Raw genomic sequence first — 16,292 nt, forward strand, 5'->3', positions numbered from 1 at the left:
AAAGAAATGACCTATGGATTGTAGGGGTATTTGGCGCCGGGTCAATTTTTTGGCCCGCTTTTTATCGGTCGGACGGAAGGGCGGGATGGAAAGGGCCAAAATGAACTAATTTTGTCGCTTTGGGCCGGGTATTTGTAACAAGTCCGAAACAGGACCGGGTGAAATCCGCAACTAATCGCCGGAAGGATCCAAGGAAGCGCCGTTGCCGGAAGGGGTCCCCTTTTGTTCCCCGTAGCTGAATTGGTAGAAGATCCAGCCTCCGATGGAGATCAACGCGAAGATCAGCATGAGATTGCCGTAGGCATGGCCACGGGAAAGGGTGGGAAGGAAAGGGTGGTCCAACCAGCCGCCATCCAGGACCTTTCCGACCAGGGCCGTTCCCAGGGCCCCCGAGATGATGGCCACCAGGTTGAAGACGCCCATGCCGATGCCCGTTTCTTGGGGCCCCAGCGTCCGGGAGACGCTGTTGATCAGCGCGGTTTGGAAAAAGGCGAAACCAACATTGGTCAAGAGGAGCGAGCCCGCGATGACGGTGGGGGAAAACCCCAGGAAGAGGGCCATCAGGCCCATGCTGGCGATGACCAGGGTGAGCCCGATGGCCACCACGAAGGGGTTGCCGCGGCGGTCGGCCAATCGCCCCGCATAGGGGCCGAAGAAGACCGAACTGATGGCGCCCGGGAACAGGATGAGCCCGATCCGGGCCGTGCCCAACCCGTGGACCTGGTGGAGCATCAAGGGGATCAGGAAGAAGATCCCCATGACGATGGAGAAAAGGACGAGCCCCACCACGACCCCATTACGGAAGCGGACGTTACGGAAGAGATCCGGCGGGATGAAAGGGGACCGGGCGGTGAACATCCGCCCAAGGGACAGGGAAAGGGCGGCCAGGAAGAGGATGAGGTAAGTCCCACGGTTGAAGTTCAGGAAGACGACCAAGGTGCCCACCGTGCAGGCCACCAGGACCGCGCCCAGGATATCCAGGCCCCCTTCCCGCCGTTCCTCCCAGGGCAGTTCCCGGTTGAAGAAGGGGAGGGAAACAAGCGTGAAAAAAGGGACCAGGAAGAGGTAGGACCAATGAAGGGACCCGGACACGAAGCCCCCCAGGACCGGGCCCACGCCGATGGCGAAAGAGACCGTGGAGGTGATGCCGCCGAAGACCCTGCCCCTTTCGTCCGGGTGGAAATAACGGGCCACCACCACGAAGACCAGGGCGGGGATGGCGGAAGCCCCCATGCCCTGGACGGCGCGCGCCAGCAGGACCCAGCCGTAGGAATCCCGCAAGAGGAACCCGAGGAGGGAGCCGAAATTATAAAGAACGGTGCCGATGAAGATGAGGCCCTTCGGGCTGTAAATGTCGGAAAGCTTCCCATAGATGAGGGAGCCCACCCCGAAAAAGACCATGAAGGAGGTCATCATCCAGCTGACCCCGGCGGGGGTGAGGCCGAACTGCTCCGAAATGCGGGGAGTGGAGACGTTGAAGACCGTCTCGTTCACCACGCAGAAGAAGATGAGGTAGTTGATCCAAGGGACCAATCTCTTGCGGTCGACGGCGGCGGGGGCCATGGGTTTCCTTCGGGGTGGGGCCGGGCGGTCCGCGCCCGGCCGGTGGGTGGCGCCTACTTTTTGGCGTTCTCGGCGGCCGTCTTCATGTCGGCCAGGCCCTTCTCGAATTGGCCTCCGATCATCTTGTCCATGCTCATGAAGAGGCACATGACCTTGGCCGGATAGGCTTTCTTACCGGTCATGGTCCAGGTCACCTGGGTCCCCTTGCCTTCGGGCTTGAAGGTGAAGTCGGCGTTGCAGGTATCCTTCATGGGCTTCTCGAAATCCAGGCGCAGGGCCACTTCGGAGGCGGGTTTGCTGCCGGTGATGGTGAGTTTGCCCTCACCCACCTTGCTGTTGCCCACCCAACCGTAGGAAGCGCCGATGCCGGCGGCGGGGCCCTCGAAGGTGACCTTCATGGCCGGGTCCATCTTGGCCCAGGGGTCCCAGTTGTTCCAGTTGCCCAGGTCATTGACCTGGGCAAAGACCTTGGCGGGGGAAGCATCGATGGTGGCGGAACGGGCGACGGTGAAGTCGGCCGGTTGAAAAGCGGCGACGACGAGGATGACGGCGATGACCGCGGCCAAGGCGATCAGTATCTTCTTGAACATGAGTCTCTCTCCTTGAGGAATGATCCTGTCCCGGTGAGGGGGCAGGGAATGCTAAAAGAACGGCTGGCGGAAAACAATGGGTCACCGGCCTTCGTAAGCCCTTTGGATGGTCTTGATATCGAGTTTTTTCATGGGAAGGAAGGCCTTCATGACCCGGTCCCGGCGCACCGGATCCTTGCCCGACATCCATTTTTTCATGGCGGCCGGCACGATCTGCCAGGAAACGCCGTACTTGTCCTTGAGCCAGCCGCAGGCTTGGGCCTTGGGATCGCCCCCCTGGGAGAGCTTTTTCCAGAAATGGTCGATCTCCTTCTGGTCCTTGCAATGGACCTGGAGGGAGATGGCTTCGGTGAACTTGAAGAGGGGACCGCCGTTCAAGGCGGTGAAACGCTGGCCCCTTAGGCTGAATTCGGCGACCAGGACGGTCCCTTCGGGCATGCCGTGGACCTCGCGGCCTTCCTTGCCGTAATAGGAAACATCCAGGATCTTGGATCCCCTCTTGAAGATGGAGACGTAGAACTTGGCCGCCTCCAGGGCTTGCTTGTCGAACCAAAGGCAATTGGTGATCTTTTGCATTTTATTTCTCCTTGTCTTTGACCCCGCCCCTTAGGGGAGGGTGAGAGGTGACTTGAACTGGTCATCATCACCCTCATCCCGGCCTTCTCCCCTCAAGGGAGAAGGGCGATGAAAGCGTAGCTATTTCTTGCCGGCCAAGTATTCGGCCAGGTTGTCCAGGGTCATGTTCGTGCCTTGTTCCATGCCGCCCAGGAAAGGCTCGCTGCCCGGGTTGGCTTCCAGGATCCTCACCTCAAAGGTGAGGGCCGTGGCTCCATCCTTTTCCTCGAAGGTGATGGTCTGGCGGATCTTGAAAAAGGGTTTTCCGTCCGGCATCGGGACGGCCTGGGTCATGACCAGCTTGGCGGGCGGTTCGACGACCTCGTAGATGGCGTCGCAAGGGTGTTCCTGGCCCTCGGGAGAGCGGAAGACATAGTGCCAGGCCCCGCCGACCTTCAGGTCCATGGTGCAGACCGGCATGGTATAGGGCTTGGGCGGCCACCAGTTCTTCACATGCTCGGGTTTGGTGAAGGCCTCAAAGACCAGGGCCCGGGGGGCCTGGAAGGTCCTTTTGAACACGATGACCTTATCCTTCATTTTGCTCAGTTCCATCGCCCATTTCCTCCTCTATTTTTAAAGCTATTTAAGTAAGCCTCTAAACGGTCCAGGGCCTGTTCCCAGAAGATCCAGTAGGCATGAAGCACGGGCTTTACCGGCCCCGTTTACGGGCGATCAAGGTGTCTAAACTCCAAGCTCCGCTTCCATAAGCGGCGAAGAAGAGGAAGACGAAACAAAAGAGCACCGCCGTTTCGCCGTGATTCTGGACCGGCCAAAAGCCTTGGGGGAAGTGAGCCTGAAAATAGGCCACCGCCATCTCGCCCGAAACGACGAAAGCCGCGCAGCGGGTGAAAAGCCCCAAGAGGATCAAGGTCCCGCCGATCAATTCCAGCATCCCGGCGAACCAAACCTCTGCGGGGAAGTGAGGATGGCCCCCAAATTGAGCCGGGACGCCCCCGAACCAATCCAGGATCTTGACCCCGCCCGCCTGGAGGAAGAGCAGTCCGGCCACCACCCTCAGCAAGAAATAAGTCACCTCGACCATTTGTTCCTTTTTCATTTTGCCGCTCCTTGATGTTCCGGAATGTATTCGTCCAATTTGTCGAAGGAACCGGTCCAGCCGCCGTGCATGCCGGAACGGGCCTTGATGAAGGTGTCGGTCTCCGCGGCCGAGGGATCGACCGGCTCCCAGATAACGGTCACCCGGGTCTGTTCGGGACCCTCGGCCGTGAGCAACACCGTCGTGCGCATGGTCTCGGGCCAAGTGGGGGCCATCGGGTGTTTGGCCACGTTGCCTTTCGCATCGGCGAATTGCTGGGTATAGACGATGCGGTTCGGTTTGGTGAACTCCAGGTACTGGGTCTTGCCGTACATCGTGTGCTGGCCGCTGGCGTCGGTCATGGAATAGAAGCTCTTGCCGCCGGGCCGCATGTCCACCTCGATGAATTTCATCGTGAACCCGGTCGGGGGAACCCACCGGGCGACATGTTCGGGGCGGGTCCAAAGGTCGTACATCAACTCCAGGGGCGCCTGGAAAGAGCGGTTGATGACGAAGATCTCTTTGCGCGAGGTCCCTTTCTCCAGGTATTCGGCCAACCGGTCCCAGGTGGAATCGCCGTTCGCCTTCTTGATGAACTTGCGGGTTTCCGCGGCCGCTTCGGCCGTGGGCAGGGCCATGGTCATGTCCAGGTGGGTCTTGCCGTCCAATTCCTTGAAGAGGACCGTGACCCGGAACAGGGGCTTTTGCTCGTCGTTGCCGCCGTGGTCATAGACCATCTTGGAGAAGGGCTCGACCTCGAAATACCGGGTCTTGTTGACGTAGTCGACGCCGTCGGGTCCGTGCATGGTGTAATGCCACATCCCTCCGGGGCGGATATCCTTGCTGTGGGTGGTGATAGTGAAGCCGCGGGGGCCCCACCAGTGGCCGACCTGGTCGGTCGTCCAGGCGTCCCAGACCATCTTCACCGGGGCGTCGTAGACCCGGAGGATGTTGATCTCGTTCGGTTTATTTTTTGTGGCGGGCATTCTCTTTCTCCTTTTTCTGCAGTTCCTGCAGGTATTCGTCCAGACGGTCCAACTGGTCCTCCCAAAGTTTGCGGTGATGCTCCAGCCAATCCACGGCGTCCTTGATGGGCTCGGTCTTGAGCTTGCAAAGGCGTTTCTGGGCCTGGCTCCGGCGGATGATCAAGCCGTTCTTCTCCAGCACCTTCAGGTGCTTGGAAATGGCGGGCAGGCTCATGTGGAAGGGTTTGGCCAACTCCTGCACCGAGGCTTCCCCGGTCGCCAGGCGGGCCAGCATGGCCCGGCGGGTCGGATCGGAGAGCGCGGCGAAGGTCCCACTGAGTTGATCGGTCGACATATTTAACCTCTAGGTTAATTAACTGTTTGGTAAAGTAACGGAGGAGCTGCGGTTTGTCAACGACCCCTTTTGTTTTTTTACACGTCGGAAAAATAAGGACGCTGAAAAGGGCTTGTCATAAGGCTTTTAGGCCGATCTATTCCGTTCTTTTTTCGTGGCGGGGCTTCAATTTACCCCCCAAAAATCCGATTCCTTGTAGGATGGGGAGCTTCCGCCAAGGCGGTCCCCGTCGTGGTATCTTTGAGCCTTGGTCGAAAAAAACATCTGAGGTGCTGCCATTCCTAAATCGCCATCCAAACCCAAGAGCGAACACGCCGATAAGATCCTGCAAGTGGGGAAAGAGAAAGGTTACATCACCCATAAACAGGTGAACGACATCCTGCCCAACGAGGTCGTTTCATCGGAGGAGATCGACCAGATCCTTTCCATGCTCGGCGAGAACGACATCAAGATCGTCGACCAGGAAGAGGGCGAGGAGACCATCCCGGACGGGCCCAAGGGCGCCGGAGCTTCCGCCAAGGATGACGAGGACGACGACGAGGACGATTTCGCCAAGGCGGTCGCGGGTGCCGGGGCCGAGACCCGGATGAACGATCCGGTCAAGATGTACCTGCACCAGATGGGCCGCATCCCCCTGCTCACGCGCGAGCAGGAGATCGCCATCGCCAAGCGCATGGAAGCGGGCGAATTCACCGTCGGCAAGGCGGTCCTGGGTTCGGCCCTGGGTTTCCAGGAGCTCCACGACCTTTTTACCGCCATCCTCACCAAGAAGAAGACCCTGCAGGAGACCATCGACCTGACCCCTTACGCCGACGCCCCGGGCGGGGTACCGGAGGGGAAGATCTACGCCAAGATCAAAAAGAACCACGCCAAACTGAAGGCCCTGGAAAAGAAGGTCAAGGACCTGCAGCACAAGGTGGCCCTGAAGTCCCTCAAGCCCGAGAAGAAGAAGGAGCTGTCGGACAAGTTGGACGGCCTCTTGATCGACCTGATCTGGCTGGTCAAGGACTGCCAGTTCCAGAAGAAGGTGCGGGAACGTTTCACGAACCGCCTGAAGGAGCAAGGGGAGAACCTGGAAGAGCAGGAGCACCTCATGCATAAGCAGGAGAACCGCATGAAGCTCCCCCCGACCGAGTACCTCAAACTTCCGTCCTATTTGGCGGGGGACATGAGCTCCAAATTGAAGCATTTGGAGAAGAAGAGCAACGTGAAGGGCGAAGAGCTCCACTTGGCCGCCAAGACCTGGGACGACGCACGCCGCCAGATCAAGAAGATCGAGAAGGAGACCATGGCCAGCCGCCTGCAGATCAAGGCCATGATGAAGAACATCCGGGTCGGGGAGCGGGAAGCCTATACGGCCGCCATGGAAATGGTGGAAGCCAACCTCCGTCTCGTCATCTCCATCGCCAAGAAATACTCCAACCGCGGGCTTTTGTTCCTCGACCTGATCCAGGAGGGGAACATCGGCCTGATGAAGGCGGTCGAGAAATTCGAATACCGCCGGGGCTACAAGTTCTCGACCTACGCCACCTGGTGGATCCGGCAGGCCATCACCCGCGCCATCGCGGACCAGGCCCGGACCATCCGTATCCCGGTGCACATGAACGAGGTCATCAACAAGTTCGTGAAGACCTCGCGCGACCTGACCCAGGAACTGGGCCGGGAGCCTATGGCCGACGAGACGGCCAAAAAGCTCAAGATGCCGGTGGAGAAGGTGCGGTCCATCCTCAAGGTGGCCCAGTCGCCCATCTCCTTGGAAACGCCCATCGGCGAGGACCAGAGCACGCATTTGGGCGATTTCATCGAGGACAAGGAAGTGGCCTCGCCCGCCGACGCCGCCAATTTCGTCCTGTTGCAGGAGAAGATCGAGAAGGTCCTCAGCACCCTCAAAGAGAGGGAAGCGGAGATCCTTCGCATGCGCTTCGGGCTCAATGACGGCAATCCCCAGACCTTGGAAGAGGTCGGGAACGTCTACAAGGTCACCCGCGAACGCGTCCGGCAGATCGAGGCGAAAGCCCTGCGCAAACTGCGGCACCCTTCCCGCAGCCGCGAGCTCCGAGGCTACCTGGAACAGTAAGCCGGTCGAAGTCATCCGGGCCGGGGGCGAAAGCTTCCGGCCTTTCTTTTTTCTCCCAAAACCCTCCAAGGAAACAACGTGGGCATCCTTTTAAGCTGCCAGAACCTATCCAAGACCTTCGGGGCCCGGCCCCTTTTCGAGAAGCTGTCCTTCGGGCTTTTTGAGGGGGAGCGCGCCGGGTTGATCGGCCCCAACGGCACCGGAAAATCCACTCTCCTCAAGATCCTGGCGGGCGAGGAAAAGGCCGATGAAGGCGTCCTTTCCCCCCGCCGGGGTTTGAAGGTCGGCTATCTTCCCCAGAGGGATACCCTGGCCCAGGCCGATCCGGACCTGACGGTCCATCGGGCCGCGACCCGTGCCCTCTCGGACCTGGGTTTGGAGGATTGGGAGGTCGATATCCGCGTCGACGGCGGCCTGGAACGGGCCGGCTTCCAAGATCCCGATCAGAAGGTGGCCAGCCTTTCGGGGGGCTGGCGAAAGCGTCTTTCCATCCTCATCCAGGTCCTGCGGGAACCCGAATTGCTGCTCTTGGACGAGCCCACCAACCACTTGGACCTGGAAGGCGTCCTTTGGCTGGAGGCCTTCCTGGAAGAACTGGAATTCGCCTTCCTTGTCGTCACCCATGACCGCCGCTTCCTGGAGCGGGTCACCAACCGGGTCATCGAGCTCAACAAACGCTATCCGGAAGGTTATTTTTCCTCGCCCGGCAACTACACCCAGTTCCTGGAGAAACGGGAAGAGCTCTTCAACAGCCAGTCCCAGCGGGAGAGCACCGTGGCCAACCTGGTGCGCCGCGAGATCGAATGGCTGCGCCGGGGCCCCAAGGCCCGTCAGACCAAGCAGCAGGCCCGCATCGACCGGGCCGGGGACCTGATGGGGGAATTGGACGACCTGAAATTCCGCAATGCCCAAGGCAAGAACGTGGACATCGACTTCACGGGCAGCGACCGGCAGACCCAGCGGCTGGTGGCGGCCTCTCATATCGCCAAGGGCTTCGGTGGCCGCAAGCTTTTCGGACCCTTGGACCTGCTCCTGACCCCCGGGGATAAATTGGGGCTTCTGGGCGAGAACGGCAGCGGAAAGAGCACCCTGCTCAAGATCCTGGCGGGGGAATCCCAGCCCGATTCGGGGACCCTGAAACAGGCTGAGAAGCTACGGGTGGTGACCTTCGACCAGCACCGCGATCAACTGGACATGAAGCAGACCCTGCGCCAGGCCCTTTGCGAGAAGGGTGACTATGTTTTCTATAAGGAAAGGCCCATCCACGTGGCCAGCTGGGCGACCCGCTTCCTCTTCGACGCGGACCAGTTGGACCGCCCCTTAAGCCGCTTCTCGGGCGGGGAACAATCGCGGGTCCTCATCGCCCGCCTCATGTTGAAGCCTGCCGACCTGCTCCTTTTGGACGAGCCGACGAACGACCTGGACATTCCCTCGCTGGAGGTGTTGGAGCAAAGCTTGGCGGAGTTCCCCGGCGCCCTGGTCCTGGTGACCCATGACCGTTATCTTTTGGACCGCATCAGTCACCGCATCCTGGCCTTGGACGGCCATGGCCGCGCGGACTATTTCGCCGACCTGGCCCAATGGGAAGCCTACCGGGAAGAGCAAAAGAACCGCCCGGAACCGAAAGCCAAGGAAGTTCCCAAACCACAACCCGTTCCCGCCGCTGCGGCCAAAAAGTCCCTGTCCTCCAAGGAAAAGAAGGAGTTGGATGGAATGGAAGCGGCGGTCCAAGGCGCCGAGGCGGTTCTCGCCAAGGCCAAAGCGGCGTTGGAAGACCCGGCCATCGCGCGAGACTCAGGGAAGCTCATCGACGCCCAAAAGAACGTCGAAAAGGAACAGGCCAAGGTCGATTCGCTTTACCAGCGCTGGGACGAGCTGAATTCCAAATTGGACCTGGTCCCATAGGGCGGGAGGACGGCATGAAGGTCATTCTATTCGGCGGGTCGGGGATGGTGGGCCAAGGGGTCCTCTTGGAATGCCTTCGGGACGACCGGGTCACCGCGATCCTTTCCATTGGGCGTGGGAACCTGGACCGGGGTCCCTTGACGCGGGCGGGGCTTTCGGCCCAAACGGCCAAATTGCGAGAGGTCGTTCACAAGGACTTCGCCGATTATTCGTCCCTGGAGGGGCCGATGACCGGTTATGACGCTTGTTTCTTTTGCTTGGGCGTCTCGTCGGCGGGCATGAGCGAGGCCGATTACCGGCACATCTCCTTCGATTACACCTTGGCGGCCGGGAGGTTGCTGGCCCGGTTGAACCCGGGCATGACCTTCACCTATGTGTCCGGAGTGGGGACCGATAGCACCGAAAAAGGCGGGATGATGTGGGCCCGGGTGAAGGGCGCCACGGAGAACGCCCTCCTGTCCCTGCCCTTCAAGGGCGCTTATATGTTCCGTCCCGGCGCCATCGTTCCCATGGACGGTATCGTGCCCCGCAACAAGTGGTTGAAGGCCGGGTTGGTCGTCCTCGGTCCCCTTTTCGCCCTGCTGAAGAAGCTCATGCCGAACTCCATCGTGACCACCCGGGAGATCGGACGGGCCATGATCCGCACCGTCGTGGAAGGCTATCCCAAGAAATGGCTGGAGCCTTCGGACATCGTCCAAAGGGGCCGGGAATGAGGGGGAAACGCCCCTTTTTTCATGGGGGTTTCCGGTCTTCGGTATGTTAGCCTGACCGCCGATTTTTGAAGGAAGGACCGAATGGATTACCGGGAATATAAGGACAACTTGAAAGAGGGTATCGAGCGGCGGGCCGGCTGCAAGGCGGTCTATGCCCAGACCCAGCCCGTCAAGGTGGCGGCCGAGGGCAAGGTTTTATGGAAGGGGAAGGTCGAGATCTACCGCCTGGAAGGGCATCCCCAGGCCCAATTGGCCTTCGGATGGGGCTTCATGACGGCCCAAAAGAAGGTCGAATATGTCACCATTATTGGGGTTCCCCCCTTGGATAATCCTTTGGCGGCGGTGAAGGCCTTTTTGGCCCAGCACGGGAAGTTATAGGCCCTTGCTATCGGACGTCGGCAGCTTTATGTTGAATGGACGAGATTGAAAGTCATTTTCACCCAAGGGAGAAGCCCCATGTCCGAGACGCTCAAGATCAACAAACGCAGCACGATGCAGGAGGTCCTGGAGGCCTATCCCAGCGCCCAGCGGGCCCTGTTCCGTCAATACCACATCGGCGGGTGCCATAGCTGCGGTTACGAGCCCACCGAGATCCTCGAGGACGTGGTGGCCAAGCACAACATCTCCGACATCAATGAGGTGCTCGATTTCATCTTGGAAGCCGACCGTTTGGACCAGAAGATGCGCGTTTCCCCCGAGGAGGTCTCCAAGGCCCTGAAGGACGGCAACGCCCCCAAGCTCATCGACGTGCGCAGCCCCCATGAATGGGAGATGGCCCATATCGAAGGTTCCCAATTGATCGATGAGGAATTGGCCCAGCAGATCTATCGCTGGCCCAAGGACACCGCCATCGTGTTCCTCTGCCACACCGGCCAACGTAGCATGGACGCGGCCGCCTATTTCGCGGGCCATGGTTTTTCCAACGTGAAGTCCCTGGACGGAGGGATCGACGCCTGGTCCCGGAAGGTGGACGAAAGGGTGCCCCGTTACGAGATCGCGCGGGACATGACGACCGGCCGCCCCACCCTGCGCCACCTGCGTTCGGTGGTGTCCCAGGCCGAAGGTTGCATCAACCCTTAAGTTTTTGGGGAGAGAGAAGGGGAACCCCGATCGGGGTTCCCCTTTTTTGTTCTGGGGGGTTACGGCAGGTCCAGCGAACGGAAACCGTTCAAGATCCCGTCGAAGACCTTTTGGGCGGCCTTATCGGGGTCCCAGGACCGGACTTTTGAGCCTTCCATCAGCTCGGGGTTCGTCGCCGATAGGATCCCGACCAGGTGGTATTGGTGGGAAACGGTCATGGCCGTATAGCTGACGGTGATCATGGTATGTCCCGCCCCGGCGCTCCCTCCCACGGATTTTTCCCATTCCAGGTTGCCCGCCACGAACTTACTGATGACCGCGTCCGGGTCCGCGTCCACCGGGTTTTCGGCATCCCCATCGGTGACCTTGCTGACCTCCAGGTCCAGGATGGCCGATTGGATCCAGTCCTGGCCTTTGAATGGGGCGAGGGACAATTCGAAGGTACCCTCCCCCGTTTCCTTCCAATGGGATCCCTTGGGCAGGTTCAGCCGGAAGGCCCAAGCCTTGTTCACGACGCTCTTGGGCGGCTTGGGTTTGGCGGCTTGGGCCGCCGGGGGAAGGGTGATGGCCAGCAGGAGCCCGGGGATGAGGAGGTTTTTCATGGCCTCTACTTCTTCTTGGGACCCATGAAGTACCAGAGGATGACGCCCAGCAACGGCAAAAGGACGATGAGCACGATCCAAAGGGCCTTTTTCATGTCATCGGCCCTGCTCTGGATGATCTGGACAATGCCGTAGATGTCCGCGATGAGGACCAACAGCCCGAATAAGGACGTCATGGAAGCCTCCTGAGGTTTGATGCAGCGGGCCCATCTTAGGGTCTGTCACCCTCCCCGAAAAGGGAATTGACGATCACTTTTTACCTCGGGAAATCAACCGCCGACGGGGAATGGATCGATCCATTTGGATTCCAGATATTTCAAAAAGATATCCAGGTGGTCCCAATCCTCCGGTTTCCGGATGAAATCATTGGCGAGCGAAAAACAGGACCGGTGAAGGTCCATGTCCGAAATGGAACCGGACAAGAGGACTACGGGTATGGTCTGGAGCTGCAGGTTCTCCTTGACCTGGTTCAATACCTGCCAGCCGTCCACCCGGGGAAGGTCCAGGTCCAGAAGGATGAGATCGGGACGAGGGGCGTTCTCATAGAAACTTTCCCGGTGGAGGTAGGAGATGGCTTCCGCCCCGTCCTGGCAAAGTCCGATCCGCACGGAGCGGCGACAATGTTCGAGCATTTGGCGGATCAGGAACGCGTCGCCCGGGTTGTCCTCCACCAAAAGGATGTTCAATGGATCAGTGGAAGGCTTGAGAGCTGTTTTCATGGGTCCTCCTTCATTTGGGTTCGAGTTGGATGGTCCTATTTCCGGGCACCTGTTTCATGGAGGGTGACCAAACAGGAAAGGGACTTGAAATAGGGTTTTTTGCCCAGTTGGGCGTCCCCGATGTCGAAATCCAGGACACGGATCTCACCTTCGAAGCCCGGATAGGAAAAGATCCGCAGGGCCCCCCGGTCCTTGGGTTTTCCAGGGCCTGGTTGGAGAGGACGCGGGGCAAAGTTATCATCCGTCCTGAAGTCGACCGCCGCCACTTCCCGAAGGGTGGGGACGTCCATGGGCTCGGAAGGCGTCAGGGTGTTTTGGTCCGCTTCATCCTTGGAAAAGGTGAACATGTAACCCCGTATCCCGCTCTCACCCGTTTCGGTGGTCACCTGAAGGTAAAGTCCATCCCAGACCTTGTCATAAAAACGCCTTTCATTCCCGGAGATCAATCCGGGAAGTCCATCGGCCTTGTCCCCATTGAAGGTCAAATAGATGGAAACGGATCTTTTCGCGCTCCCCGGAACACCGTGGGACAATTTTCCGATGGCACGGGAATCGTCGTTGGCCCGGATGGAGCCTGTAGAGATGACCCAGATGAGAAGAATCAGCCACACCCAAAAACGTTCTTTCATGGATTCCCCCTTTGAGTTCCGGCAATTCCATTAACCCACCGGGAAAATGAGGAAGGAAGGGGGTGGCAGCATTTAGTGGAATGGGACATTTTTTCAGCGGTCGGAACGCTAGGTAGGGCAATCATTCGGTGAAGGTAAACGGTTAGCATGAGGGAGGGTTCGAGCCATCCAACGTGCCCATTCCTTCGATCGCATGAGCGGGATCTGTGCCGTCAAGGCGTGACCCCTCCCATGTGGTTCGGGGTCAGGCGCACCCATTCCTTTGAATCCATCCCTGGAATGGGCACTGCCAAGGCGTGACCCCTCCCGTGTGGGTCGGGGTCAGGCGCACCCATTCCCTTGAATCCATCCCTGGAATGGGCACTGCCAAGACGTGACTCCTCCCGTGTGGGTCGGGGTCAGGCGGGATCTTCAGGCCATTTGTGGCGTGGATAGCGGCGGGAAAGTTCCTTGCGGACCTGGGGATAATGGTTCTTCCAGAATCCCTCCAGGTCGGAGGTGACCTGGACGGGTCGTTGGGCCGGTGACAACAAGTGAAGGACCAGGGGAACCTCGCCTCCTCCCACCGCGGGTCCCTTTTTCATCCCGAAGAAATCCTGGATGCGGGATTCCCCCCAAGGGGCCTTGCCTTTTTCGTAATGGACCGTCATCCGCCGACCCGAGGGAAGGGTGACGGAGGCGGGCGCCAGCTTTTCCAGGAGGGCTTGGTCTTTCGGGTCCAACTGGGACCTCAAAAGGGAGGGAAGGTCGGCTTCCTTGAGATCCTTGAAACTGGCACGTCCTTCGCAAAGTTCCTTTAAACAGGCGGTGACCTTGGCCTCCGAAAGGAGATCGCGGCCTCCGGTCCTTTCTCCCACGAAAGCCGTCCGCTGCATCAGCCCGGAGAGGGCTTCGGGGTCGCAATAGGCTTGGGGGCCTGCGGAAAGGGCCTGTTTGAGAAGAAGGTCCCGGCCTTCAGGCCCGAGGTTCCCGGAACCTAGGGGTTTTTCTTCCAGGATCAACTGGGAATATTTCAGGCGCTGGAAACCCTCCACCCGGGAGGACTTCGCGTTCCAGGTCACGGCCCGCTCCTCGCTCAGCCGGTCGGGAAAGAGGTCCAGGAGCCAGTCGGCCTGGATGGGCGCCAGGGAAAGGGCACGGGCGCCGCGCTCGGTCTCCTGGGCTTCGACCACGACGAAAAGCCCATGCCCCCGGGTCAAAGCCCCGTCGGGAGCGGTGACCATCCCGCCTTCGGCCATGACCAGTTCGAGCGTCCGTCCGGCCTTGTCCCTCGACTTGGAACCCTCGCTTTCCCGCACCATCCCCACCCGGTCGGGAAAAGCGGCGAGGAGCGATTTGGCCAAGAGATCATGGTGCTGGTCCCGGGCCATTTTGGGCGAAGTCCCCGGGGCCGGGGTGAACGATCCTTCCAATTGTTCGATCAGGCGTCTTCCCTCGAAACCGGGCTCGTATCTCTCCAATTCTTCCAACAGGTCGACCGAGGCGTTGTCCTCAGCGCTGATGAGGGAGGCCAGCCGGGCGGCCTTATTGAGGAAGGAACGGTCGTTGGGCGCCAATTCCTCCGCTTCCCGTAGGAAAGCGGCCAGCCGGGGGGGCAATGGATTGCGGGCCATCCGCCGCCCCCGCTCGGTCAGGTCGCCTTCGAAGGTCGTGGCGCCCAGGAGGGTCAGAAGGACATGGGCCTTTTCAAGGGAAAGAGCGTTCGGTTTTTGGAACCATGGGAAATCGTCCGGGTCCCGGACTCCCAGCTGTTTCAGGTCCAGAAGGGCCTTGGAAAGGTCACTGCGGAGGATCTCGGGAACATCAAAGGCGGCCCGGTGCTCGAAATCGAACTTGGAATAAAGCCGCAGGCAGGTTCCCGCCTCCAACCGGCCCGCGCGGCCGGCCCGTTGCGCCGCCGAGGCCTGGCTGGCGGGGACGGTGACCAGGCTTTCCAGGCCCGACCAGGGAGAAACACGGGCTTGCCGGTTCAGCCCGGCGTCCACCACGGCGGTGACCCCGGGGACCGTCAAGGAAGTCTCGGCGATGTTGGTCGAGAGGATGACCTTGGGTCCGTTGGAGGGCTTTAGCACCCGTTGCTGTTCCTCGAGCGGCAGGTCGCCATAGAGGGCATGGACCTCCCAGGGGCCCTGGGCCAAGGCCTTTTGGCAGCGCCGGATCTCGCCCACCCCGGGGAGGAAAACCAAAGCGATCTTCATGCCCCCCCGTCCGTGGACAAGGCTGATGGCGGAGCGGACCTTTTGGTCCAGGTTCTTTTCGGTCAGGAAGGGTTCGTACTGGATCTCGACGGGAAAGACGCGTCCGGGGCTCTTGAGGACCGGGCATCCGTCCAGGTAGGCGGCGAGGGAGTCCGAGTCCAGGGTGGCGCTCATGACCAGGAGCCGCAGATCGGGCCGGGAGGTTTTTTGGAGCCGGCGGAGGTAACCCAGTCCCAGATCGAGGGCCAGGCTTCGCTCATGGAATTCATCCAGCACCACGCAGGCGACCCTGGAAAGGGACGGGTCGCTTTGGGCCAAAGGCAGGAGCATGCCATCCGTGAGGAATTTCAGCCGGGTCGAGGGTCCGGTCCGTTTCTCGAACCGGAAGTGGTACCCGACCTTCGCGCCCACCTCTTCCCCCAATTCCTCGGCCACCCGAAGGGCCGCCAGTTTTGCGGCGATGCGGCGGGGTTGGAGGACCCAAACCTCCTGGTTCGCCGTGAAAGGGGCGCTCAGGAGGGCGGGAGGCACCCGGGTGGTCTTGCCGGCGCCGGGTTCAGCGACAAGAACGGCGGATGGACCTTTTTCCAAAGCGGCTAGGACTTCAGGAAGGAGCGGGTCGATGGGGAGCGGGTGGGCCATGGCCCCGCTTTTATAACAGACCCTATTGGCCGTTCAAAAGGAGCAATTTCCCCGCATGGACCGCTTTTCCGCCCGGGTCCAGGACCAGGTAGTAATAGATCCCGGAGGAGCAGGGGACGTTCCGGAGGTTCCGGCCGTCCCAATGGGCCAATTGGCCGATGGGCGCCACCTTCCGGACGGTCTCGCCGGACAGGGTATAGAAACAGACCTGGCCACCATCCGGGACACAGGAGACCTTCAAGGGGTCATTGAGCCCCCGGTCCACATGGAAAGGGTTCGGCCAGGCCAGGACGGGGCATGGGGAGGTGGGGGTGGGGCTTGGGGAAGAGGGTGTCGATGTTGGGGAAGGTGTGATCGTGGGGGTCCAGGTGGGCGAAGCAGAAGGGGTTCGAGAAGGGGTCCGGGTCGGTGTCGGCGTAGCCGAAGGGGAAGCGGTGAGGGACGGCGTCGCCGTCATCGAATCCGTCGCTGTTGAACTGGGCGTGCCCGTGGGTGTCGGGGTGGAAGTGCGAGTAGGACTGTCCGTGGGCGTGAATGTATCGGACGGGGTAGGTGTGGCTGTCGGTGTGAAGGTGTTCGTGGGTGTGTCGGAGGTGGAGGAAG

Annotated in this window: 18 protein-coding genes; 5 read left to right on the forward strand and 13 right to left on the reverse strand. The window is 60.3% G+C overall.

Going from position 1 to position 16,292, the window contains the following annotated elements; genetic code table 11:
- Positions 1 to 171 precede the first annotated feature (171 nt).
- From VHE12_05540 to VHE12_05570, 7 genes are all read right to left on the reverse strand, one after another.
- Complete coding sequence (locus tag VHE12_05540; GenBank protein HVZ80253.1) at positions 172 to 1,563, reverse strand: MFS transporter; 1,392 nt, start codon at positions 1,561 to 1,563, stop codon at positions 172 to 174.
- Between the two features lie 53 nt (positions 1,564 to 1,616).
- Complete coding sequence (locus VHE12_05545) at positions 1,617 to 2,153, reverse strand: SRPBCC family protein (protein ID HVZ80254.1); 537 nt, start codon at positions 2,151 to 2,153, stop codon at positions 1,617 to 1,619.
- Between the two features lie 81 nt (positions 2,154 to 2,234).
- Entirely contained in the window at positions 2,235 to 2,729 is a 495-nt protein-coding gene (locus VHE12_05550; GenBank protein HVZ80255.1) for a VOC family protein, read from the reverse strand.
- 120 nt (positions 2,730 to 2,849) lie between these two features.
- Entirely contained in the window at positions 2,850 to 3,320 is a 471-nt protein-coding gene (locus tag VHE12_05555; GenBank protein ID HVZ80256.1) for an SRPBCC domain-containing protein, read from the reverse strand.
- A 97-nt stretch (positions 3,321 to 3,417) separates the two neighbouring features.
- A complete protein-coding gene (locus tag VHE12_05560; protein ID HVZ80257.1) occupies positions 3,418 to 3,825 on the reverse strand; it encodes a DoxX family protein in 408 nt (135 codons plus the stop codon).
- Entirely contained in the window at positions 3,822 to 4,790 is a 969-nt protein-coding gene (locus VHE12_05565) for an SRPBCC family protein (GenBank protein HVZ80258.1), read from the reverse strand. The genes VHE12_05560 and VHE12_05565 overlap by 4 nt, the downstream gene beginning before the upstream one ends.
- Complete coding sequence (locus tag VHE12_05570; protein ID HVZ80259.1) at positions 4,771 to 5,124, reverse strand: metalloregulator ArsR/SmtB family transcription factor; 354 nt, start codon at positions 5,122 to 5,124, stop codon at positions 4,771 to 4,773. The genes VHE12_05565 and VHE12_05570 overlap by 20 nt, the downstream gene beginning before the upstream one ends.
- Positions 5,125 to 5,401: 277 nt before the next feature.
- Between VHE12_05570 and rpoD the strand changes: the two genes are divergently transcribed.
- The 5 genes from rpoD (at position 5,402) to VHE12_05595 (ending at position 10,899) form a co-directional block, all read left to right on the forward strand.
- Positions 5,402 to 7,201 carry an RNA polymerase sigma factor RpoD gene (gene rpoD, locus VHE12_05575; GenBank protein HVZ80260.1) on the forward strand — a complete coding sequence of 600 codons (1,800 nt, stop codon included), beginning with the start codon at positions 5,402 to 5,404 and terminating at the stop codon, positions 7,199 to 7,201.
- A 78-nt stretch (positions 7,202 to 7,279) separates the two neighbouring features.
- Positions 7,280 to 9,106, forward strand: coding sequence for an ABC-F family ATP-binding cassette domain-containing protein (locus VHE12_05580; protein HVZ80261.1), 1,827 nt, complete (start codon positions 7,280 to 7,282; stop codon positions 9,104 to 9,106).
- Positions 9,107 to 9,120: 14 nt separating this feature from the next.
- Complete coding sequence (locus tag VHE12_05585) at positions 9,121 to 9,819, forward strand: epimerase (GenBank protein ID HVZ80262.1); 699 nt, start codon at positions 9,121 to 9,123, stop codon at positions 9,817 to 9,819.
- Between the two features lie 81 nt (positions 9,820 to 9,900).
- Positions 9,901 to 10,197, forward strand: coding sequence for a hypothetical protein (locus tag VHE12_05590; GenBank protein HVZ80263.1), 297 nt, complete (start codon positions 9,901 to 9,903; stop codon positions 10,195 to 10,197).
- Positions 10,198 to 10,275: 78 nt separating this feature from the next.
- Complete coding sequence (locus tag VHE12_05595; GenBank protein HVZ80264.1) at positions 10,276 to 10,899, forward strand: rhodanese-like domain-containing protein; 624 nt, start codon at positions 10,276 to 10,278, stop codon at positions 10,897 to 10,899.
- A gap of 59 nt (positions 10,900 to 10,958) precedes the next feature.
- Here the strand turns inward: VHE12_05595 and VHE12_05600 are convergent, their stop codons facing one another.
- From VHE12_05600 to VHE12_05625, 6 genes are all read right to left on the reverse strand, one after another.
- A complete protein-coding gene (locus VHE12_05600; GenBank protein HVZ80265.1) occupies positions 10,959 to 11,501 on the reverse strand; it encodes a hypothetical protein in 543 nt (180 codons plus the stop codon).
- 5 nt (positions 11,502 to 11,506) lie between these two features.
- Positions 11,507 to 11,677 (reverse strand): PLDc N-terminal domain-containing protein, encoded by a 171-nt coding sequence (locus VHE12_05605; GenBank protein HVZ80266.1) that lies wholly within the window; start codon positions 11,675 to 11,677, stop codon positions 11,507 to 11,509.
- Between the two features lie 93 nt (positions 11,678 to 11,770).
- Positions 11,771 to 12,220 carry a response regulator gene (locus tag VHE12_05610; GenBank protein ID HVZ80267.1) on the reverse strand — a complete coding sequence of 150 codons (450 nt, stop codon included), beginning with the start codon at positions 12,218 to 12,220 and terminating at the stop codon, positions 11,771 to 11,773.
- A gap of 35 nt (positions 12,221 to 12,255) precedes the next feature.
- On the reverse strand, positions 12,256 to 12,849 hold the full coding sequence (locus VHE12_05615) for a hypothetical protein (protein ID HVZ80268.1): 594 nt from the start codon (positions 12,847 to 12,849) through the stop codon (positions 12,256 to 12,258).
- Between the two features lie 398 nt (positions 12,850 to 13,247).
- The gene (gene hrpB, locus VHE12_05620) at positions 13,248 to 15,689 is read right to left on the reverse strand and encodes an ATP-dependent helicase HrpB (GenBank protein ID HVZ80269.1); all 2,442 of its coding nucleotides are present in this window, start codon (positions 15,687 to 15,689) and stop codon (positions 13,248 to 13,250) included.
- A gap of 22 nt (positions 15,690 to 15,711) precedes the next feature.
- Positions 15,712 to 16,292 (reverse strand): hypothetical protein (locus VHE12_05625; protein ID HVZ80270.1); only part of this gene is annotated, 581 nt, incomplete at its 5' end.

This window comes from bacterium (assembly GCA_035549195.1).
Classification (GTDB): Bacteria; Oederibacteriota; Muellerivitia; order Muellerivitales; family Muellerivitaceae; genus DASZRK01.